Source organism: Duganella guangzhouensis, from assembly GCF_009674535.1.
Classification (GTDB): Bacteria; Pseudomonadota; Gammaproteobacteria; order Burkholderiales; family Burkholderiaceae_D; genus Rugamonas; species Rugamonas guangzhouensis.
Genome location: NZ_WKJK01000015.1, coordinates 135,035 through 155,941 on the forward strand (window position 1 = coordinate 135,035; position 20,907 = coordinate 155,941).

A 20,907-nucleotide genomic window follows, 5' to 3' on the forward strand; every position below is an offset into this window, starting at 1 on the left:
ACTGTCTCATGAACCAACCTCTGCTGCGCCTGCAAGGACTGCGGCGCGAGTTCCCATCAGGTGAAGGCACCGTGGTGGTGCTGGATGACGTCAACCTCGACATCCAGGCCGGCGAAATGGTGGCGATTGTCGGCCAGTCCGGCTCCGGTAAATCGACGCTGATGAACATCCTCGGTTGCCTGGACCGGCCCTCGGCCGGTAGCTACCGTGTGGCCGGCCGCGAAACCGGCCAGCTGGAACCGGACGAACTGGCCGCGCTGCGGCGCGAACACTTCGGCTTCATCTTCCAGCGCTACCATCTGCTGGGTGACCTGAGCGCCACCGGCAACGTTGAAGTGCCGGCGGTGTATGCCGGCCTGCCGGGCGGGGCGCGCCATCAGCGCTCGCGCGAACTGCTGGCGCGACTCGGCCTGGCCGACCGCACCACGCACCGTCCGGGCCAGCTGTCCGGTGGCCAGCAGCAGCGCGTGTCGATTGCGCGCGCGCTGATGAACGGCGGTGCCGTGATCCTGGCCGACGAGCCGACCGGCGCGCTGGATAGCCGCTCCGGCGAAGAAGTGATGAAGATCCTCGGCGAGTTGAATGCCGAAGGTCACACCATCGTGATCGTCACGCACGACATGGCGGTAGCCGCGCACGCGCGCCGCATCATCGAGATTCACGACGGCCGCATCGTGGCCGACCGCCGCAACGCCGAGGAAGACCCGGCGGCGCGCGCTTATCAGCCGCCGCCGCGCGCCAAAGGCAGCAGCCTGCTGGCCGCGCGCGACCGCTTTGCGGAAGCCTTCCGCATGGCGCTGCTGGCGATGAATTCGCACCGGCTGCGTACCTTTCTGACTATGCTCGGCATTATCATCGGCATCGCTTCGGTGGTGTCGGTGGTGGCGCTGGGCGCGGGCGCGCAGAAGAAGATCCTGACCGATATCGCCTCGCTGGGCACCAACACCATCGAGATCTATCCCGGCTCCGGCTTTGGCGACCTGCGTTCAGCGCGGGTACAGACACTGAAAGCCACCGACGCCCTGGCGTTGGCCAGCCAAAGCTATGTGGACAGCGCGACGCCTAGCGTATCGACCTCGGTAACCGCCATGTACCGCGACAAGATGGCCACGGCCAGCGTGGCCGGCGTGGGCGAGCAATACTTCCGCGTCAAGGGACTGAAGCTGGCGCGAGGGCGCTTCTTCGACCAGACCAGCGTGGAGGGCTTGCAGCAGGTGGTGGTGATCGATGAGAACACACGCAAGACCTTCTTTGGCGACAAGGCCGATCCGGTCGGCCAGATCATCCTGCTGGGGAATGTGCCGGCGCGCGTGGTGGCGGTGACCAAGAAGCAGACCAGCGGCTTTGGCGATAACTCCTCGCTGAACGTGTGGGTGCCATACACCACCGCGATGGCGCGCATGCTGGGCCAGGCGTACGTGTCGAGCATCACCGTGCGGGTGGCTGACGCCACGCCGATGAGCGCCGCCGAACAGGCCATCAGCCGCCTGCTCAAACTGCGTCACGGCATGCAGGACTTCTACCTGAATAACAGCGCGCAGATCCGCGAGACCATCGAGCAGACCACGCGCACCATGACGCTGATGATCGGCTCCATCGCCGCCATCGCGCTGGTGGTGGGCGGTATCGGCGTGATGAACATCATGCTGGTGTCGGTGACCGAGCGTACCCGCGAAATCGGCGTGCGCATGGCGGTGGGCGCGCGGCGCAGCGACATCATGCAGCAGTTCCTGATCGAGTCGGTGCTGGTCTGCCTGCTCGGCGGCACGCTCGGTGTGCTGCTGGCGCTGGGCCTGGGCTGGGTGCTGGAATCGACCGGCATCTTCACGCTGGTGTTCTCGCTGACCTCCATCATCGTCGCCTTTACCTGTTCCAGCCTGATCGGCATCGTATTTGGCTATCTGCCGGCGCGCAACGCCGCACAACTTGATCCCGTGGAGGCATTGGTTCGCGAATGATTACAAACTTCCGTATTTCGACTCTGGCGCTGGCGGTATCGCTGGCGTTGGGCGGCTGCGCCTCGTCCGGCGACTATGCCGCGAAGACGCCAACGCCAGCCGTACCTTCAGCCTTTGGCTGGGGCGAGACGCCAGCCGCCGCCGAACAAAAGCTGCCGGCGCTGGACGCCAATCGTGGCAGCGATGTCCGCAACGATCCGTGGTGGCAGGGCTTTGGCGACGCCAGGCTGAATCAACTGGTGCTGCAGGCGCTGGACGCCAACAGCAACCTGGCCGCCGCCGGCTTCGCGCTGCGTCAGGCGCGTCTGCAGGCCGGGCTGGCCGAGAACGACCTGTATCCGCAGGCCAGCGGCTCGCTCAGCGCGAGCGCCAGCCGTAGCATCAACCACAGCGACGGCACCACGCGCAGCTCCGCCAGCAGCGTGGGCCTGAGCTGGGAGGTGGACCTGTGGGGGCGCTTGCGCGCCGCGCGCGACGTCAAGTCGTGGCAGGCATTGGCCTCGGCCGACGATCTGCAAGCCACCGCGCAATCGCTGGTGGGCGACGTCTGCCGCGATTACTGGACGCTAGCTTACCTGAACCAGTCCATCGCCGCCGGCGACAAGGATCTGGCCTCGCTGGAGCGCACGCTGAAGCTGGTGGAAGTGCAGTACAAGGAAGGCGACGTCTCGCGTCTGGAGCTGGGCGAAGCGCAGCAAACGCTGGAAACCCAGCGCGCCGCGCAAAGCGCGCTGCTGCAACAGCGGGTGGAAACCCGCAACGCGCTGACCGTGCTGTTGGACGGCCATCCGTTGCCGCTGGCGGACGAGCCGCAATCGGTGATCCAGGTGACCACGCTACCGGTCCGCGCCGGCATCCCGGCCGAACTGCTGGCGCGCCGTCCCGACCTGCGCGCGGCTGAACGCCGTCTGCGTGGCTCGTTGGCCAACATCGACGCCACCGCACGTAGCTACTACCCGGCGCTGACGCTGACCGGCGCCGTGGGCGGTGGCGGCACCGCCCTGAGCGACGTGCTGCGCAATCCGGCGGCGACGCTGGGCGCGGGGCTGGACCTGCCATTCCTGAACGTGGAAAAGGTCCGTCTCAACACCGAGTACGCCGGTGCCGAATATCAGCAGGCCGCCAGCACCTTCCGCACCACGCTGTACACGGCCCTGCAGGATGTCGACAACGCGCTGTCCGCGCGCACGCGCCTGCAGGAACAGGCGGCGGCACGACAGCGTTCCTACCTGGCTGCGCAGGAGGTGGCGCGCATGTACGAAGTGCGCTACCGCGAAGGCAATGTGGCGCTGCGTATCTGGCTCGACGCCCAGCAAACGCTGCGCGCCTCCGAGCTGGCGCTGGCCCAGGTGTTGCGCGATCAGGTCAATAACGACGTGACGCTGATCCTGGCTTTGGGCGGCTCCTGACCGGGATATGCTATTTTGCTGGCTTATTCAACAATGAGCAGGCAGGGGGGTATGCGGATTTTGGTGGTGGAAGACGAGCCGGAAATGGCCTCGGTGATACGGCAGGCGCTGGAGGCCCAGGGCATGCTGGCCGACTGCGTAGGTTCGATCGCCGGCGCCGAGACGGCGCTGCAGCAGCGTGTGCACGACTTGCTGCTGCTGGACCGTCAACTGCCGGACGGCGATGGCATCCGCCTGATCCCCACCGCGCGCAGCATCCTGCCGGACGTGCCGGTCATCCTGTTGACCGGCATGGGCGGCGTGGCCCAGCGCGTGCAAGGGCTGGACCTGGGGGCCGACGATTACCTGGCCAAGCCGTTCGCGGTGGAAGAGCTGATCGCCCGCATCCGCGCCATCGGCCGCCGGCCTGCGCTGGCCTCCATCCCTACCGTGGTGGTGGGCCGCATGACCTTCGACTTCAGCGCGCGCGAGGCGCGGGTGGACAACGAACCGGTGGCGCTGCCGCGCCGCCAACTGCTGGTGCTGGAAGCGCTCTGCCTGCGCGCCGGCCGCACCGTGGTGCGCGAGTGGCTTAGCGAACGTGTCTACGGCTTCGAAGACAACATCCAGTCCAACGCGCTGGATGCGCACATCTCCAAGCTGCGCCGCCAGCTGGAGGCGGTGAACGCCGGCGTGTCGATCCACGTCATCCGCGGCGTTGGCTATCTGATGCGGGCCAACGATGACTAAGCGCCGCGCCTCGCTGGTCTTCAAGCTGACCGCCAGCCTGATCGCGTTTCAGGTGGTGGTGTTTGTGCTGCTGCTGGGCGTGGCCGCGTTTGGCATCGGCCGTGATGCGGTCGGCTTCGTCGACGAACGCCTGTCCAGGCAGATCACCGACGCCATCACGCTGGACGCAGACGGCCGGCTGGTGCTGCCCGCCACGCAGGCCGGCACGCTGGCCAGCCATCCTGCGCTTTGGCTGGTGGCCTCTGACGAATCCGGCCGCCAGCTGCGGGTAGGACAGGTGCCCGCGCTGTATCAAGGGCTGGCGGCGGTGCTGCCGTCGCTCGGCCCGTCCGACATCCGCGCCAATCGCGACCCCGCTACACTGACCTCACGCGTGATACTGCGCGACGCGCCGTTCGGCCGTCTGCATGTGTTGATGGGCGGCGTCACCGAAACCGGGCCGTGGGCCATCTTCGGCGGCATGCTGCGCATGTTCGGCCTGCACCAGATGCTGCCGACCGTGCTGGTGACGCTGTGCGTGATTCCGTGGCTGACCTGGCGCGCGCTGGCCGGCGTGGCGCGCGCCGCCAAACAGGCGGAAGCCATCAACATCCGCCAGCGCGACGCGCGCCTGAGTGAGGAGGGGCTGCCGGCCGAAATCTATCCGTTGGTCCGCGCCGTCAACGAAGCGCTGACCCGCATGAGCGAAGGCTACGAAGCGCGCGACCGCTTCCTGGCCGGCGCAGCGCACGAGTTGCGGGCGCCGATCGCGATTCTGGAAGCGCGCATCGGGGTGCTGGTATCCGGCCCGGCGCGCACCCGCCTGCAAGCCGACGTGGCACGGCTGTCGAATCTGGCCGAAGCGCTGCTGGACCTGCAGCGCCTGGGCCGCAAGCTGACCGATATGCAGCCGGTGGACCTGGACGCGCTGGCGCACCAGGTCACGTCCGACATGGCGCCGCTGGTGCTGAGCGCCGGCTACGAGATCGAATTCAATGGCGGCCAAGGCCCGGTGCATGCGGCCGGCGACGCGCTGTCGCTGGGCCGCGCGCTGATCAACCTGGTGCAGAACGCGATCGCGCATGGCGGTGGCAAGGGCACCATCTCGATCGACGTCAGCGCCGACGGCACGCTGAGCGTGCGCGATCAAGGTCCTGGCGTGGCCGAAACCGAGCGTGAACGCATCTTCGAACCGTTCTACCGCATCCGTCCCAGCGACCAGGGCACTGGGCTGGGACTGCATCTGGTGCGCGAGATCGTCGACCTCCATCATGGCACGGTGGTGGTGACGGCGGTGCAGGGCGGCGGCGCCTGTTTTCAGATCCGTCTGCCGGTGCTGGCACCCTGAGCGCGGACAGGGTAGACTAGCGGCGCATTATAAAATTTCAACGCCGCATTATAAATTTGCTATGCCCTTCAATATACCGATTCTGTTGACCTGGTTGCGCGTTGCGCTGATCCCGCTGGTAGTGGGCGTCTACTATCTGCCCACGACGATGTTGCCGGTGGCGGAGCAGAATCTGGCGGCGACCATGGTGTTCATCGTCGCGGCGGTGACCGACTGGTTTGACGGCTTCCTGGCGCGCCGCTGGAACCAGACCTCGGCCTTCGGCGCCTTCCTCGATCCGGTCGCGGACAAGCTGATGGTCGCCGGCGCCTTGCTGGTGCTGGTGCAGCTGGACCGCGCCAACGCCGTCATGTCCTTCATCATCATCGGCCGCGAGATCGCGATCTCGGCGCTGCGCGAGTGGATGGCGCAAATCGGCGCCTCGAAGTCGGTGGCGGTCAGTTCGCTGGGCAAGATCAAGACCACGGCGCAGATGATGGCGATTCCCGCGCTGCTGTTCCATGACGTGCTGTGGGGCGCGATCGATACCCAGTTCTGGGGCGCGCGCCTGCTGGAAGTGGCGGCGGTGCTGACGGTGTGGTCGATGTTCTACTACCTGCGTCTGGCGTGGCCGCTGATCAAGGAAAAATCGGGTCAAATCTAACCGTATAAACAATATTTTCATTCAGCATTGACAGGCGCCGTAGAACCTCTATAATGCTGGCCTGTTGTTGATGACGACGAAGCAAAGCGGGAGTAGCTCAGTTGGTAGAGCGCAACCTTGCCAAGGTTGAGGTCGAGAGTTCGAGACTCTTCTCCCGCTCCAAATCGAAGTGATCAAAAACAAGTAGTACTAGCAAAAACAGCAGTCATCTGCTAAGATGCTGGACTCGAAATGCGGGAGTAGCTCAGTTGGTAGAGCGCAACCTTGCCAAGGTTGAGGTCGAGAGTTCGAGACTCTTCTCCCGCTCCAGTTTCCTTGTGGAACTGATTGGCTCAGTAAAATTAGTAACACTCCATGCGGGAGTAGCTCAGTTGGTAGAGCGCAACCTTGCCAAGGTTGAGGTCGAGAGTTCGAGACTCTTCTCCCGCTCCAGAATTTGGATTGCAGCGCGTAACCAGCTGTTATCTTGGTAGATTTACCTCAGGCGAGGTAGCAAAGCGGTTATGCAGCGGCCTGCAAAGCCGTCTAGACGGGTTCGACTCCCGTCCTCGCCTCCAAAAGCTCCTAAGCGGGAGTAGCTCAGTTGGTAGAGCGCAACCTTGCCAAGGTTGAGGTCGAGAGTTCGAGACTCTTCTCCCGCTCCAGTATTGAAGAAGGGCAGCCCAAGCGGGCGGCCCTTTTTGCATTGGAACTCGGACTTATTGGGTCAGGCGCAAAACAGTAACCGATTTAGGCGGCACCGTGAGCGTGATGGTTTGCCCCTGTCCCTTGATCTGTACATTTTGTGGATGTACGGTATCGGGGCTGTCAAACGTATTGAAGCTATTGACCTTGGGCGCGGTGAGTTGCTGTCCTGTCGCCGACGCCACTGGCATGCCTTTGACGTCCAGGGCAATGCGCTGCGCTGCGGCCGGGTCCAGATTTGTCAGCGCGACCCAGATCGAACCATCTTTTGCCTTCGCCGAAATTGCATCGATACGTGGTATGTCAACCTCGCCCTCACGGTACACCCCGGCGTCGATCTTCAGCGGAATGACCTGGGCGTCGTGGAAGGGCAGGTACATTTTATAGACATGGTAAGTCGGGGTGAGTACCATTTTGGGGCCGTCGGTGAGTATCATCGCCTGGATCACGTTGATCATCTGCGCGATATTACTCATCCGGACACGCTCAGCATGGCGTGCAAATGTATTCAGCGTGATCGAGGCCATGATGGCGTCGCGCAGGGTATTTTGCTGCCTTAAAAAGAGCGGGTTGCGCCCTGGCTCGGGCTTGAGCCAGGCGCCCCATTCGTCGACCACGATCGCAACCTTTTTCTCGGGATCATACTGGTTCATGATGGCATCATGCTCGACGATCATCGCGTCCATCAGGTAAGCCCGCTTGATCAGACGCGCATACTCGTTCGCACCGAAATCCGTGGAAGAGTCGGCCATCGGCATGCGTCCGATCCAGCTGTAATGATGCAAAGAGATCCCGTTCATCTGCCAGAACTGCGGAAATTTCCGGCTCTGCCAGGCTTTCATCAACGCGCTTGTATATGCCGTCTCGCCTAGCCCCTGGCCCACCGCAATGCGCTGCGAATCGTTGGGGTTGATCTTCATCGGATTACCGAATTGTTCAGGATGCACATTCTGCGCCAGCGTCGCAAAGCTTTTCATTCGTTCGACATACGCGTCAGCGCTCATTCCTCCACCGCAGCCCCAGCTCTCATTGCCGATACCCAGATACTTGATGCGCCAGGGCGCAGCGTGGCCGTTGGCCCGTCGCTCCTGTCCCAGTGCCGTCGGCTTATCGGTCGTCATGTATTCAAGCCAGTCGGACGCTTCCTGGACGGTGCCCGAGCCGACGTTGAGCGTCAGGTACGCCTCGCTCCCGATCTGCTCGACAAAGTCCATGAACTCGTGGGTGCCGAAAGTGTTAGGCTCGATGCTGCCGCCCCAGTTGACGTTGACGCGTTCACGCCGCGCTGGCCCTATGCCTTCGCGCCAGTGATAGTTATCGGCGTAACAGCCTCCAGGCCAGCGGACATTCGGCACCTGCAGCTGTTTTAACGCCGCGACAACATCAGACCTGATCCCGCGCACATTGGGAATCGGCGAATCCGGCCCGACCCATGCTTCGACACCATGCGTTCCTCTTTTAGCATTTAGAAAAATCAAGCAGCCGGACGGGAAGCGGCAGCCCGCTTGAACTTGACGAGCATGTCCCTGAAGGTCAGCTCCGCATCAATGTAGGTGTAGACACGCATCGGGCGTCCAGAGGCATTTGCCTTATATGTGCCATCATCGAGCAGGGTGGGGGCGGGCTTCAACACGTAGCGGCAAGACGATGGATCGGGCTGAAACGGCGGTACCAATGCGGTCAGCGTAACCAATGGACTGTCACCCAGCACATAGGTCTCGGTCTCGGTGATCGGCGGCAGTCCTGGAATCTTGGCTAATTTTTCAATCGCTTCCTGTATTTGGCCCTTCAGATACTTCATCAGCGATTCTCGCTCCGCCAAATCATCCAGTTCGGCATTCGAAAACAGCATCTGACGGTAGACATCGCGCGGAACTTGCCAGATCTCGATGTCGGATTCGTTAAAGATGATTTTGGCCGCGACGGGATCGATCATGAAGTTGAATTCCACTTCCTTTTGCCCAAGCGGCGGATAGATCGATTCCGGATGTTCGCTGCCGCCGATCCAGATCAGGCGAATGCGACGACCTATCCGCGGTTCCTGTAGCCAGGCCAGCGCCAGCTCGGTCAGTCCCGCACCGGCGGCATAAATCAGCGGCAAATCTGTATCGCTGCGCATGGCCTCCCGTACGATCGCAGCCGAGGCAGCGCTCGGCTGCCATGACGAGCGGGCCTTGATCGGCGACTCCGCCCCGGCGATGATGTGCCGCGTGTCGTCAAGCCGCATGGTCTTGAGCAGTTCGCGCGCTTTGGATGCGGCATCGGCGGCATCGTGCCCGCTGCCGAATTGTGCTGGAAGATGCGAGCCGATGATGAGTGGAATGTCCAGCGAAGGACAAAGCACATGGTGGGCCAACTGGAACAAACCATCCGGGTCGCCGCTGAAGTCATTATCGATAATTACCCGAGACAGTTTCCGGTTGGCGGCAGATGCGGTGTTGGCACCTGTCGCAAGGGCTGCGGCGAATGCGACTGTCGCGCCGATGAAGTGTCGACGATTGATGTGATCGGTCATACTGATGAGTCTCCATTAAATCAGTGAGGAAGAACGATGGTCTTTGCCACCTTGTGCCGGCTTTTATTGCATTGATTAAATTGCCAGAAAGTATGGGACGTGCACTGTCCGAATAGAACTCTTAATTCACGATAGGTGGTATTGGACGGTCTAATCACGCACCGGTGGCCCGGGCGTCTTGCAGTACTTGTTCGTGTGCAAGGAGGTGCGGCTTGAAGAATTCGGCTGAACGCTGGGGCAGGTCAGTTACCTTCAACGAAAATCTTTTGCAATAGCTGCAGGAGCTTTTGGCGCTCATTTTCGGTCAGCATCGCTGTCGCGTGCTGCTCCAGGTTCGCGACGGTGGTTTCGGCCTTCGCGCAGAGTTTCAGCCCTTCGCTGGTCAGTACCAAAGTCTGGGACCGTTTGTCGAGTGGATTGCGCTGACGCAGAACCAGGCCGCGTTGCTCTAGCTTGTCGAGCAGAATCGCCAGGTTGGGCGCGGAGACGGAGACTGCATGCGACAGCCGCTTTTGTGTGATATTCGGATTGGCTTTCAGGATGCTCAATACCGAGAAGTCGACTGCCCGCAACGCCAGTTTGCTCATGCGCTCTTCAAAATGCGGCATGATCGTCAGATAAGCGCGTCGACAGTTATACCCTACAAGGCTAAGCAGCAGGCTCTGGTCCAAGGGCTGATCGGCCGCTGCTTGAACGGCCGTCGCGAGTGTGGCGGTTTTGGGGCGAGCCATCGGGAAATCGACATTGAAAGATAAATATTATAACTTAGAACGATTATCCCGAATGCCGCCCGCTGTCAGTTGACCTTGTAGAACCGTATGACCGCCGCGTCGGGCAGGCGTTCCGCCACGCCGACGAAAATCGCCCGATTGAGCCATTCATACTTGCTGCCCGCCGGCGCTTCGAACTGGGCGTAGGTACGGAAATAATATTCCTCGCCCGGCACGATTTCGCCTTTCGTCAAGCGCGCCATGACCTCGGGCGAGGCCTGCCTTACCCCGCGATTGTCGACCATGATCAGGGTGCCGTCGTCCGCCTTCAAAGTGTATTTGGCCAGCACTTCCAGCACACCGTCCGGCCGCACGTATTGCCAATCGGCGCCGCCGGACACGACCACCCCGTTCAGCGCCGGTCCGCTGACCGTGCCGCCGCTGATCGGCACCACGCGCCGCAGGCCATGCGAGCTGGGGCCAACCACCAAGGGCGGATCGACTTTTACGCGCGCTTCAAACACAAATTCGGATTTCAAAGCCGGCGGCGCGGCAACCTGGGCTATGGCGACTGGCGCGATAAACGCGGCGCTGATGCACAGCATATGATGCATTCTCATCGTGGTTCTCCTAGGGATGATCGGGGAGGGCTTAAGGCTTGCAGGTAAAGCTGGCGGCATCGTCGACCGGACCGCTGCCTTTGTAGCGCGCAATTGCGGGCCACGCACAGATCGGACGGCTCACGCCCGGGAACGACTGGCCGGTCGCCTTCAGCATGTCGGGTGCTTTACCTTGCTCCACCCAACTCACCAGGGAACCGAGTGCGTCCATATCATCCAGCGATTGTCCGCCGGTGCAGTGGGCCATGCCCGGCACCATGAACAGCCGCGCGAACTGCTCGGTCGGCTTGCCGCTGACGCGCTCCATATCGGCCGCCATGCGGCCATACCAGTTCACCAGATCCTGCGCGCTGAAGATCGGGTCCGACCAACCGTCAGTGAACATGACTTTGCCGCCGCGCGCGGCAAAACTGGTGAAGTCGGTCGATGTGGCGACGGTCAATCCCGCCGTCGCATCGGTGGCGCGCAGCAACCGTTCGATATCGCGCGGGCTGGTGCTCAGCGTTGCCGCGTCAATGGCGGGAAACGCGAAGTATTGGGTCAGCGAGGCGGTCACCAGCTCGCGCAGCATGGTCATCGACTGGCCATTCGGCAACGGCAAGCCGGTCTGCCAAATCAGCCAGTCAGGCGTGAACACGGACGCATCCCAGACCCATGGCGTGAAGCGCGGTTTTCCGGCGTCGTCCAATGGCCCTTGGAATGCCTTGGCGATCGCTTCCGCCTTGGCCGGCGCCAGGCAATTGGCGCTGCTTTGTCCCGGCTTGCACTCCAGGCTCTTCACATTGAAGTGGCAGGCGGCATGATCGAACACCATGCCATCCTTGGCGCCGTCCAGCGCATCGCACTGTTCCAGCACCGCTTTGCGGATCAACTCGCCTTCCGCCGGCGTGATCAGGAATGCCGCCAGGCCACGCGCTTTCGCATCATTCTGCGCGGCGGCGTCGTAGGTTTTGCCTGAGAAGTAGGACATGACGGCGGCGTCGCGCAAGTTGAACGCGGGATTGCTGGCCAGCACTCCGTCAAACAAGTCCGGATAGCGCTGCGCCGCCAGCATCGCTTCGCGCCCGCCGTTCGAGCAGCCGGCGAAATAGCTGTGGTCCGGCGCTTTGCCGGCCAGTCGCGCAATCATGGCCTTGGCGTGCAAGGTCACCTTGCCGATGGCGGCGTAGGCGTAGTTCAGCTTGGCCAGTTGATCGCGCGCGAAACTGGCGTCCGCTGGATTCGGCGCGTCATGGCCGGTGTCGGTGCTCACCACCGCAAAGCCACGGTGCAGGGCTGGCGGATACGCCGATTGCGCGTTGCTGTTCGCACCGATGGCCGGCGGCACGAAACCATTCATGCCACCGCCGCCCTGGAACAGGAAGCGGCCATTCCAGTCCGGCGGCAGACGTAGCTCCATGCGGATGGCATAGGGTTTGTCGCCGACACCGGCGCGCTGCTCGAATGATGCTTGCACCAGGCAGTGCTCGGGAAGCTGTAGCGGTTTGGCGGCGCCGCCTGGCTGGGAGAACGGTAGCGCTGGCGCGGGGCCTGCGGGTACCAACTGGGCGGTGGTGACCTTAAGGTCGCCGTCGCTGTATTGCCCCATGGCGCGGCAGCGTGCCGCGAAATCTTCGCTTGCCCGCGCGGCGTGGGGTACGGCCAGGGCCAGGGCCAGAGTGAGCGGCAGCAGGCGCAATGCGGCATTACGACGCTGATTCGTTTGCATATAACTGTCTCCAATTTTTGTGTATGAGAAGCGGGTCTTTGCCCTGAAACTGCAGGATTCGATTTGATTATATTTTATATTGATTATGAATCATAACTTATGTTTCCGCGAAAATGGCGGCTACGAATCGATCATTTTTTGATTTCGCGCGCGCCGCATCGCGGCGGCATGGAGTGGCCGATGTGGCTTTTAAAAATAAATCAGGGCGGTGACCTGGTCGCTATAGGTGCCGGGCGACGGAGTGGCCTGGCTGGGCACCAGTCCGTAGATGATGATCTGTTGGGTCAGACCGGTACCGATGCTATCGTAAGTCGTGGTGCCGTTGGCGCCGTCGCCCCAGATCGGGCCATCCAGGCTGGTCGATAGCCGGTAGGACACCGTTTCGCCGGTGTCCACATTTTTCATTTTCCGATCGCTGGCAGAGTTGGTGACGACGCCACCGTTCAGCGTAATCCGGTAGTTGTTCGCCGCCGTACATTTCACTAACACCGCACCGGTCGCGCGGGTGGCGCTGCTCAGGGCGCCGGAAGACCCGAACGAAACCGGCGTGGTATCGATCAGGCAATCATTCATCACATTCGCGCTGACATTGAAAGCAAACGCCACCGAGGAACCGGCTGACTGACAGGGCAGGGCGACGACGGAGGAGGAGCTGTATTGCATCGTCCCGGCGCCTGCGAAGCTGGCGCTGTACGTGGTGGTCGCATTGGACTCGACTGCGGCCAGCGCCAGGCTGCTGGCCGCGATTTTTGCATACACAGGATAGACCTGTGTATTGGTTCCGATTGCCAGCAAGCCGGCGAAGAATACCGGAATCGCGTTGTTGGTTTCATAGCCGCCCCACAGGTTGGCCGGGGTGTAGCTTGCAGACCGGTAGAGATTAAACGGGATCTTCTTGCTGCCGTTCATCAACACCCGCGTGTTGATGTCGGCTGCACCCGAGCCCGGCCCCAGGCTGGCGCAGGCGTTGATGTTGGGCAGAACGATGATGTTGCCGACTAATATGACAAAAGTGCAGGTGACGCTGAGCGTGCCGTTGGCATAGTAATCCTGTCCGGAGACGGGGCTCACATTGCCAAATGACATGTCGCTCATCGACACGGTGCAAAAGTCTGCCTTGGCGTCGGGAGCGATGGTCAGGAGGAAGGTGGTGAGCAGCGCGAAAAATACGTTTCTGGAAGCTCGCGGAAAGATCAACATGGCGCTTCCCTGTCTCAAACGTTGGGTTCATCGGTTAGCGCACGAAACCTTACTGCTCAAAATTCATCATGCCATATGTGCGGAAATACCACCGTTCGGCAGAAACATTACGCGCTGGGATGTTCCTCAGCCGTCACCCATCAGGCCGTGTCGCCACGCGAACGCCACGGCTTCGGTGCGATCAGCCAGATGCAGTTTGGCCAGGATGCTGCTGACGTGTGATTTCACGGTTTTAATGCTGATTGAGAACGTTTCCGCCAGGCGTGCATTGCTGGCGCCCTCGGCCAGCACCCGCAGGATGTCGAGCTCGCGCTCGCTCAGGGGCGCGAAGGGATTGTGTTCGGGCTGGCGGATGGCGCGCACGGTTTTCAAGATGCGTTGCGTGATCGCCGGATGGATGACTACTTCATCGCACAGGATGCGCCGGATGGCCAGCAGCAGTTCGGTGCCGGACATGGATTTCAGCAGGAAGCCATGGGCGCCGGCTTCGATCGCGGCGAACGCCAGTTCGTCATCTTCCGACGAGGTGAGGATCACCACCTGAGCGGCCGGACAGACGGTGCGCAGCGAGCGGATCGCGCTGACGCCATCCATGCGCGGCATCAACAGGTCCAGCATGATCAGGTCCGGCTGCGTATCGCGCGCTGCGGCAATCGCGGCTTTGCCGTCCGCCGCTTCGCCGGCAATAGTGAAATCGCCGGACGTGCTGAGCAGCGCGGCCATGCCTTGCCGCACGATGTCGTGGTCGTCGACCAGGAGAATGCTGGAGGTCATAACATCATCCGAAAAGTGACCAAAATTACGGCGCCGCCGTCGTCCCCGTTGAGCAATGCGAAGTCACCGTCCGGCAGGCTGGCGGCGCGCAATTTCATATTGGCTATGCCCATCCCTTTAGTGACGCTGCTTGCATTCGCTAGGCCCGCACCGTTGTCGGCGATGCGCCAGGTGTAGAGGTCACCATCTTGCATCCCCTCCAGGCGGCAGTTCGTGCAAGCTTGGGCGTGTTTCAGGACATTGGCCACCGCTTCCATCGCAATCATGAATAGCTGTTGCGACACTTCCGGCGCGGCGGACAGCGCGGCTTCGAACTCGCTGCTCAGCGTGATCGATGGCGTGATGCGGCTGCCCGCCAGCAGTGCTTCGACACCTTCAGTCAGCACTGTTCGGAAACCAGACTCGGCGATGGTCGGCGCGGCGAGGCGGCGCACGATACCGGTCAGATCCTGCTGCAGCTGATAGGTCAGCGACAACGCGGCGTCCGCCAGTCTGGCACTGCTTGCGTCGCCCTGATGCATTTCCCGCAGCGCTGTCAGTTGCAAATTCAGCGCGAAGGCGCGCTGCTTGGCGGTATCGTGCAGATCGCGCGCCAGACGGTTGCGTTCCTCTGCGGCCGCAAGCGCCTGTTTGACTTTAATCAGGCCGACCGTCGCATCGGCCATCAGGTCGAATTTTTGCGTCAGGCGCGACAACTCGTCCTTGCCCTGGTCGTTAATGCGCTTCTCCAGGTGGCCATGCGTCCACGCGTCGGCGGCGCGGTTAGCGCGCTCGATGCGGCGGATCAACAGCATCAGCAGCACCAGCGCCACCACTAGGCTGATACACAGGATGAATGATGCCAGCGAAATTCCGAACAGCCTCGGCCGTGTGATTTTTGCCCACGGCGACAGGATGTGGACGCCGGCCGTCAGCGTCATTCCGTTGGGCGCGGCGACGGTGGTGACGCTGAGCCAGCCATCCGGTAGCTCGACGATGCCATTGGCCGCCGCCGAGATTTGCTGTTGCAGCGGATTGTTCAGCGGCCCGGGCCCAAAGCGGCAACCGCCGCCGTCCTGCGCACGCAAGGACACTGCCAGCCGACCCTCCTGCGCTGCTCGCACGAAGCCATTGGAATTGATGTCGCCGGTACGGTCGGCCATGGGTGTGGCCAATACGCGTTCCGCCAGCAGTTCCAGCATATCGGTACATAAGGCCTGGGGCAGCGTGGTCAGCAGAGGCGCGGAGGTTTGCAATGCCTGTCGCAGCGCGGGCTGGAGGCGCGCAGGCGCCAGCGCATCGCGCAGCCGGCCGTCTTCCGACATGGTGGCGATCGAGTCCAGCGTCAGCCAGGTGAGGCACGAAGTCAGGAACATCGCCGGCGCGATGGTCCAGAACAAGCTGTGGCGCCATTGCAACAACGCGGCCAGGGCGCCATCAGTCCAGGGGCGGTGGCGTGGGTGGGGAAGGTCAGACAAGGCGATATCCAGAGGAGACGCGGCTTGCGCCGGTGTTTAAACCGCCATCATAGCGCGCCGCCGTGAGCGCTCCAATCGGTCCCGGGGCGGATTGCGAATCGGTCTCCAGCCCGATTCGCGATTGCGCATGGCCGCCTACACTCGCGGTTGATAAAACTAAAACAATTCCTGGAGATTACATGGAGAACTACTCGCGGCCGCAATTGGGCCCGATCGCCGCGCCTGGCGCATCAGGCACCACCGTGCCGCTGACCATCGTCACCATCCTGTTTTTCATGTGGGGGCTGCTGACCTCGCTGAACGACGTTTTGATTCCGCACCTGAAATCCATCTACACGCTCAGCTATGTGCAGGCGATGCTGGTGCAGTTCTGCTTCTTTGGCGCCTATTTCATCGCCTCGCTGCCGGCGGGCATGCTGGTACGTCGCATCGGTTATCAGCGCGGCGTGGTGGCGGGCCTGGTGACGGCCGCCGCCGGCTGCGCGCTGTTCTATCCGGCCGCGACCAGCGGCTATGCCATGTTCCTGGCGGCGTTCTTCTTGCTGGCCTGTGGCATCACCATCCTGCAGGTGGCGGCCAATCCCTACGTCACGGTGCTGGGCGATCCGGCCGGCGCTTCGCGCCGCTTGACGCTGACGCAGGCGTTCAACTCGCTGGGGACCACGCTGGCGCCGGTGCTGGGCGGCATGCTGATCCTCGGCGCGGCCTTGCCGGCCGATCGCGACGCGCAAATCGCGGCGGTGCAAGGACCGTATCTGTATCTCGCGCTGGCGCTGCTGACGCTGGCGGTGCTGTTTGCTTTCGCGCGCTTGCCGCGCATTGTCGACGCGACCGATGCGCAGGTGGAAGGCGGCTCGCTGCTGACGCAACGGCGGCTGGTGCTGGGCGCGGTCGGCATCTTCATGTATGTCGGCGCCGAGGTCAGCGTCGGCAGTTTCCTGATCAACTACCTGGGCGAGTCGCGCATCGCCGGCCTGGCGGCGGATCAGGCGGCGCATTACGTTGGCCTGTACTGGGGCGGCGCGATGGTGGGACGTTTCATCGGCGTCGCCGTCATGCGCAGCATCGCGCCCGGCAAGGCGCTGGCCTTCAACGCCGCCTGCTCGATCCTGCTGATCCTGCTGTCGGTGTGCAGCAGCGGGCCGCTGGCGATGTGGTCCATCCTCGCGGTCGGCCTGTGCAACTCCATCATGTTCCCGGTGATCTTCAGCATGGCCTTGCATCAGCTCGGCCCGCAGACGGGACGCGGTTCCGGCCTGCTGTGCATGGCCATTGTCGGCGGCGCCATCGTGCCGTTCGCACAGGGCTTCCTGGCCGACAGCGTTGGTCTGCAAGCCTCCTTCCTGATTCCCGCCGTCTGCTACGGCTTCGTCCTGTACTACGGATTGAAGTTCCGCCGCGACTGATTCCCTTTTACCGCAGCAGCCCAGGCGCCATGCAGGACCGGCGCCGGGCCGCGCCATTCAGAGTTCCCGGCACTCCAGCCGGAGCAATCGCGACTACTCGCACAACAAAACAAGAGGAGATTCAACACGATGAGATCCACCAGATTGCACGGTGTGGCAGCCGGTCTTGCCATGCTGCTGCTGGCGGGGTGCGGCGGCGGCGGGGCGAGCAGCGCCACCAACGACTCGCAAACCGTCGCCACCACTGGCCAATTGACGTCGGACCAGATTGCCGACGACCGCGCTAACAAGATTCTGGCCACCATGAGTCTGTCGCAAAAAATCCAGCTGGTGCATGGCCAGGGCTATGTGTCGCTGGACGGCACGCTGATCGGCTACGGCTACAACATGCGTCCGGACGGCGTGCTGGCGGGGGCGGGCGCGGTCATGGGCCTGCCCGCGCTGGGCATTCCGACCTTGAACCTGGTGGATGCCGCCAGCGGCGTCAACCTGGTCAATTCCAACGCGACGTCGCTGCCGAGTACGCTGGCGGTGGCGGCCAGCTGGGACACTGATTTGTCCGAACTGTTCGGTCGCCGCATCGGCATCGAATCGCGCGCGCTGGGCTTTGCCGAGGCGCTGGGCGGCGGCATCAACCTGGCGCGCGATCCGCGTGACGGCCGCACCTTCGAGAATCTGGGCGAAGATCCGATTCTGGCCGGCGAACTGGTGTCCAGCCGGACCATCGGCGTGCAGGCGCAGCAGGTGATTTCCACCGTCAAGCACTTCGCCTTCAACAACTACGAAACCAACCGCTACATCTCCAATTCTGTCATCGACGAGCAGAGCATGCGCGAGACCGAGCTGCTGGGCTTTGAAATCGCCGTGCAGAAGGGCAAGCCGGGCAATGTGATGTGCGCTTTCAATCAGGTCAACGGCACCTATTCCTGCGAGCATGCGCAGATGCTGGGCTGGTTAAAGACTGAATGGGGCTTCAAAGGCATCGTGCAGTCGGACTGGGGCGCCAACAACAGCACCGTGGCCTCGGCCAACGCCGGCCTGGACGAAGAGCAGCCGAGCCAGACAAGCGACGACCAGAAAGTGCCTGAGCTGATGAAATACATCGTCGGCACGCCGTACTATATCAACGCCTTGACCAGCGCCGTCGCCAGCGGCGAGGTGCCGATGGCGCGCCTGGACGATATGGTGCGCCGCAAGCTGCGCACCATGATTCAGCTGGGCATCATGGACAATCCGCCGACCGCCGGCGGCAGCGTCGACGAAGTCAACGGCAACGCCGATGCGCTGAAGGTGGCGCGTGAGTCGATGGTACTGTTGAAGAACAATACCGCCAGCGGGGACGCTGCGCCGGTGTTGCCATTGTCGGCGTCCACGGTGAAAAGCATCGCCGTCATCGGCGCCCATGCCGACAAGGGTGTGATCGCCGGCGGCGGCTCGGGCGGCAACGCACCGATCAACGGCACCGCCGACACCACCTGTCCGCAGGCGCCGGATGCGTTGTTTGGCAGCTGCGCCAACTGGTATCACTCGGTGCCGCTGGATCAGATCCGCAAGAAGTTCCCCAACGCCACGGTGACGTTCTACAGCGGGCTGGATGCCGACGCCGCCGCCAACGGCGCGGCGCAAGCCGATGTGGCGATCGTATTCGCCATCGCCTGGCAGACCGAAGGCGTGGACAACACCACGCTGGCGCTGCCGACCCCAGCCACCGACTCCTGGAACGTGGAATACGATCAGGACGCACTGATCAGCGCTGTCGCGGCCAAGGCCAAGCGCACGGTGGTGGTGCTGGAAACCGGCGGCCCGGTGCTGATGCCGTGGGTGTCCAAGGTGCACGCGGTGCTGGAGGCGTGGTATCCCGGCATCCAGGGCGCGCAGGCGCTGGCCGACATCTTGTCCGGCGACGTCAACCCATCGGGCAAGCTGCCGATTACCTTCCCGGTCAGCGACGCCGATCTGCCGCAGCCGAAACTGCCGACCAACGTCGCGGCCATCATTGGCTCCACCGTAGCGCCGCGCGCACTGGTGCCGCTGTTTGAGCAGTCGATGGGGGCGGCCACGGTGGCGGCGCTGCGCGCGGTCAACTACAACGAGAAGCTGTGGCTCGGCTACAAGTGGTATGACGCCAAGCAGATCACGCCGCTGTTCCCGTTCGGCCATGGCCTGTCTTACACCAGCTTCAGCTATGCCGACGCCAAAGTCAGTTCGGATGCCGACCAGAACGTCACCGTCAGCTTCAAACTGAGTAACACCGGCGCGCGTGCCGGCAGCGAAATCGCCCAGGTCTACGCGGCACTGCCGTCCGGCACACCGGGCAACCAGCAACCGCCGAAGCGTCTGGTCGGCTGGAAAAAGGTCGCGCTGGCCGCCGGCCAAAGCAGCACCGTCAGCATCACGGTGCCGGCCAAGTATCTGAGCTACTGGGACGCCACCAGTAAAAAACAATGGGTGCTGCAACCGGGCGCCTACAGCTTCAGCGTCAGCGCCTCGTCGGCGATGAGCGTGGAAGCCAATCCACTGACGCAAAAAATTACGCTCGCAGGCAAGTAAGCCGGCGCGCCTCAATCACTTAAAAGGAAAGATCATGACTAAGTCCAAACTGTTTCTGGCGGTTGCCATCGCCACCGTCTTCAATTCCGCCAGCGCCTACGATACGCTGAAGATCGGCGAGGTGGAGATTACCCCGTACGCCCGGGTGGTAGCCGGCATTGACTATACCAACAACATCATGAATTCCGGCTTGCAGGGCAGCCGGGTGCAGGTGGCGTCCAATCAATGGGGCACCTCGTGGTGGGGCCTGACCCTGAAGACGCCGCTGACCGACGGCTGGAGCGGCGTCGCCCATCTGGAAAGCGGCTTCGGCACCAATGACGGCCAGAGCAACAACAACGGCAGCCTGTTCAATCGCCGCTCCAACGTCGGTGTTTCGAATGAACAGTACGGCGAGCTGACGGTGGGTAACCATATGTGGATCGCCAACGATGCCTTCTACGTCGATCCGATGGCGCACCAGTGGATCGGCCTGAACACGCTGGTCGGCGGCCGTAACTGGGGCATCGGTCCGAACACGCTGCAATACACCTCGCCGGTGTTTGCCGGCCTGCAGGCCAGCTATATGCACATGGCCGGCGGCGCCATCGACGACACCAAGCGCGGCAGCGGCGACGGCGTCTCGCTGTCGTACACCCAGGGCGGCTTGAACCTGCGCTTGATAGCCGACCAGCTGGCCGACCAGTATGGCCGCTACACCGGCGGCACCGTGTACGGCCTGGGCAGCCAGGGTGAGTGGAAGTTCACCAAGGAGATCCTGCTGGGCGGCACCTATCAGCTGGGCAATGCCAAACTGTTCGCTGGCTATAACCGCGTGACCGCGCCGCAGGCCGGCTACGCCACCACCGCCAAGTGGGACGACAAGGCGGAGCAGACCTGGCTCGGCGTCAACTACCGGGTCACTGAAAAGCTGACCGCGCTGGGCGCTGTCTACCATCTGAAAGAGGACGTCAGCGGCAAGAAGAGCAATCTGTTCGCGGCCGGCCTCAATTACGACTGGAATAAATACTTCACGCTGTACGCGACGGTGGGCAGCATCAACAACAACACCATCAGCGCCGACGCGGCCAGCATGAACGGCGCCAACAACCATGCGCTGTACTACTGGAATATGGCCTGCGACAGCAGCAGTTCCACTTGCAACGGCGCCAGCTCCTACGGCGGCTACGCCGGCTTCGTGCTGAAATTCTAAGCTTGGCTCCGGTTGCCGCCGCGTG

Annotated in this window: 16 protein-coding genes and 5 tRNA genes; 13 read left to right on the forward strand and 8 right to left on the reverse strand. The window is 62.6% G+C overall.

Annotation, left to right across the window (positions count from 1 at the left end; genetic code table 11):
• Positions 1–8 precede the first annotated feature (8 nt).
• The 10 genes from GJ699_RS24980 to GJ699_RS25025 all read left to right on the forward strand — a co-directional run bounded on the left by GJ699_RS24980 (position 9) and on the right by GJ699_RS25025 (position 6,710).
• On the forward strand, positions 9–1,958 hold the full coding sequence (locus tag GJ699_RS24980) for a MacB family efflux pump subunit (protein WP_154381458.1): 1,950 nt from the start codon (positions 9–11) through the stop codon (positions 1,956–1,958).
• Complete coding sequence (locus GJ699_RS24985; protein WP_154381460.1) at positions 1,955–3,367, forward strand: efflux transporter outer membrane subunit; 1,413 nt, start codon at positions 1,955–1,957, stop codon at positions 3,365–3,367. Before GJ699_RS24980 ends, GJ699_RS24985 begins: the two co-directional genes overlap by 4 nt.
• 51 nt (positions 3,368–3,418) lie before the next feature.
• Positions 3,419–4,096, forward strand: coding sequence for a response regulator transcription factor (locus GJ699_RS24990; RefSeq protein WP_154381462.1), 678 nt, complete (start codon positions 3,419–3,421; stop codon positions 4,094–4,096).
• The gene (locus GJ699_RS24995; RefSeq protein ID WP_154381464.1) at positions 4,089–5,423 is read left to right on the forward strand and encodes a sensor histidine kinase; all 1,335 of its coding nucleotides are present in this window, start codon (positions 4,089–4,091) and stop codon (positions 5,421–5,423) included. The genes GJ699_RS24990 and GJ699_RS24995 overlap by 8 nt, the downstream gene beginning before the upstream one ends.
• A gap of 61 nt (positions 5,424–5,484) precedes the next feature.
• Entirely contained in the window at positions 5,485–6,066 is a 582-nt protein-coding gene (gene pgsA, locus GJ699_RS25000; protein ID WP_154381466.1) for a CDP-diacylglycerol--glycerol-3-phosphate 3-phosphatidyltransferase, read from the forward strand.
• Positions 6,067–6,152: 86 nt separating this feature from the next.
• Positions 6,153–6,228 (forward strand) — tRNA-Gly (locus tag GJ699_RS25005).
• A 71-nt stretch (positions 6,229–6,299) separates the two neighbouring features.
• Positions 6,300–6,375 (forward strand) — tRNA-Gly (locus GJ699_RS25010).
• Positions 6,376–6,422: 47 nt separating this feature from the next.
• A tRNA-Gly gene (locus GJ699_RS25015) sits at positions 6,423–6,498 on the forward strand.
• A 51-nt stretch (positions 6,499–6,549) separates the two neighbouring features.
• Positions 6,550–6,623, forward strand: a tRNA-Cys gene (locus GJ699_RS25020).
• 11 nt (positions 6,624–6,634) lie between these two features.
• A tRNA-Gly gene (locus tag GJ699_RS25025) sits at positions 6,635–6,710 on the forward strand.
• Positions 6,711–6,764: 54 nt separating this feature from the next.
• Here GJ699_RS25025 and GJ699_RS25030 read toward each other — a convergent pair.
• The 8 genes from GJ699_RS25030 to GJ699_RS25065 form a co-directional block, all read right to left on the reverse strand.
• On the reverse strand, positions 6,765–8,228 hold the full coding sequence (locus GJ699_RS25030) for an alpha-N-arabinofuranosidase (protein WP_154381468.1): 1,464 nt from the start codon (positions 8,226–8,228) through the stop codon (positions 6,765–6,767).
• Positions 8,225–9,265 (reverse strand): nucleoside hydrolase, encoded by a 1,041-nt coding sequence (locus tag GJ699_RS25035; RefSeq protein WP_154381470.1) that lies wholly within the window; start codon positions 9,263–9,265, stop codon positions 8,225–8,227. Before GJ699_RS25035 ends, GJ699_RS25030 begins: the two co-directional genes overlap by 4 nt.
• A 242-nt stretch (positions 9,266–9,507) precedes the next feature.
• Positions 9,508–9,996 (reverse strand): MarR family winged helix-turn-helix transcriptional regulator, encoded by a 489-nt coding sequence (locus tag GJ699_RS25040; RefSeq protein WP_154381472.1) that lies wholly within the window; start codon positions 9,994–9,996, stop codon positions 9,508–9,510.
• Positions 9,997–10,061: 65 nt separating this feature from the next.
• A complete protein-coding gene (locus tag GJ699_RS25045; RefSeq protein ID WP_229262286.1) occupies positions 10,062–10,595 on the reverse strand; it encodes a DUF3237 domain-containing protein in 534 nt (177 codons plus the stop codon).
• 31 nt (positions 10,596–10,626) lie between these two features.
• On the reverse strand, positions 10,627–12,303 hold the full coding sequence (locus GJ699_RS25050; RefSeq protein WP_154381474.1) for a tannase/feruloyl esterase family alpha/beta hydrolase: 1,677 nt from the start codon (positions 12,301–12,303) through the stop codon (positions 10,627–10,629).
• 189 nt (positions 12,304–12,492) lie between these two features.
• On the reverse strand, positions 12,493–13,503 hold the full coding sequence (locus GJ699_RS25055) for a Csu type fimbrial protein (RefSeq protein ID WP_154381477.1): 1,011 nt from the start codon (positions 13,501–13,503) through the stop codon (positions 12,493–12,495).
• A gap of 126 nt (positions 13,504–13,629) precedes the next feature.
• Positions 13,630–14,277, reverse strand: coding sequence for a response regulator (locus tag GJ699_RS25060; protein WP_154381479.1), 648 nt, complete (start codon positions 14,275–14,277; stop codon positions 13,630–13,632).
• Positions 14,274–15,734, reverse strand: a complete 1,461-nt coding sequence (locus tag GJ699_RS25065) for a histidine kinase (protein ID WP_154381481.1) — start codon at positions 15,732–15,734, stop codon at positions 14,274–14,276. Before GJ699_RS25065 ends, GJ699_RS25060 begins: the two co-directional genes overlap by 4 nt.
• Positions 15,735–15,913: 179 nt before the next feature.
• Between GJ699_RS25065 and GJ699_RS25070 the strand changes: the two genes are divergently transcribed.
• From GJ699_RS25070 to GJ699_RS25080, 3 genes are all read left to right on the forward strand, one after another.
• Entirely contained in the window at positions 15,914–17,140 is a 1,227-nt protein-coding gene (locus GJ699_RS25070; protein WP_154381483.1) for a sugar MFS transporter, read from the forward strand.
• 129 nt (positions 17,141–17,269) lie between these two features.
• The gene (locus GJ699_RS25075; RefSeq protein WP_154381485.1) at positions 17,270–19,690 is read left to right on the forward strand and encodes a glycoside hydrolase family 3 C-terminal domain-containing protein; all 2,421 of its coding nucleotides are present in this window, start codon (positions 17,270–17,272) and stop codon (positions 19,688–19,690) included.
• A 34-nt stretch (positions 19,691–19,724) separates the two neighbouring features.
• Entirely contained in the window at positions 19,725–20,882 is a 1,158-nt protein-coding gene (locus GJ699_RS25080; protein ID WP_154381487.1) for a porin, read from the forward strand.
• Positions 20,883–20,907: the final 25 nt, after the last annotated feature.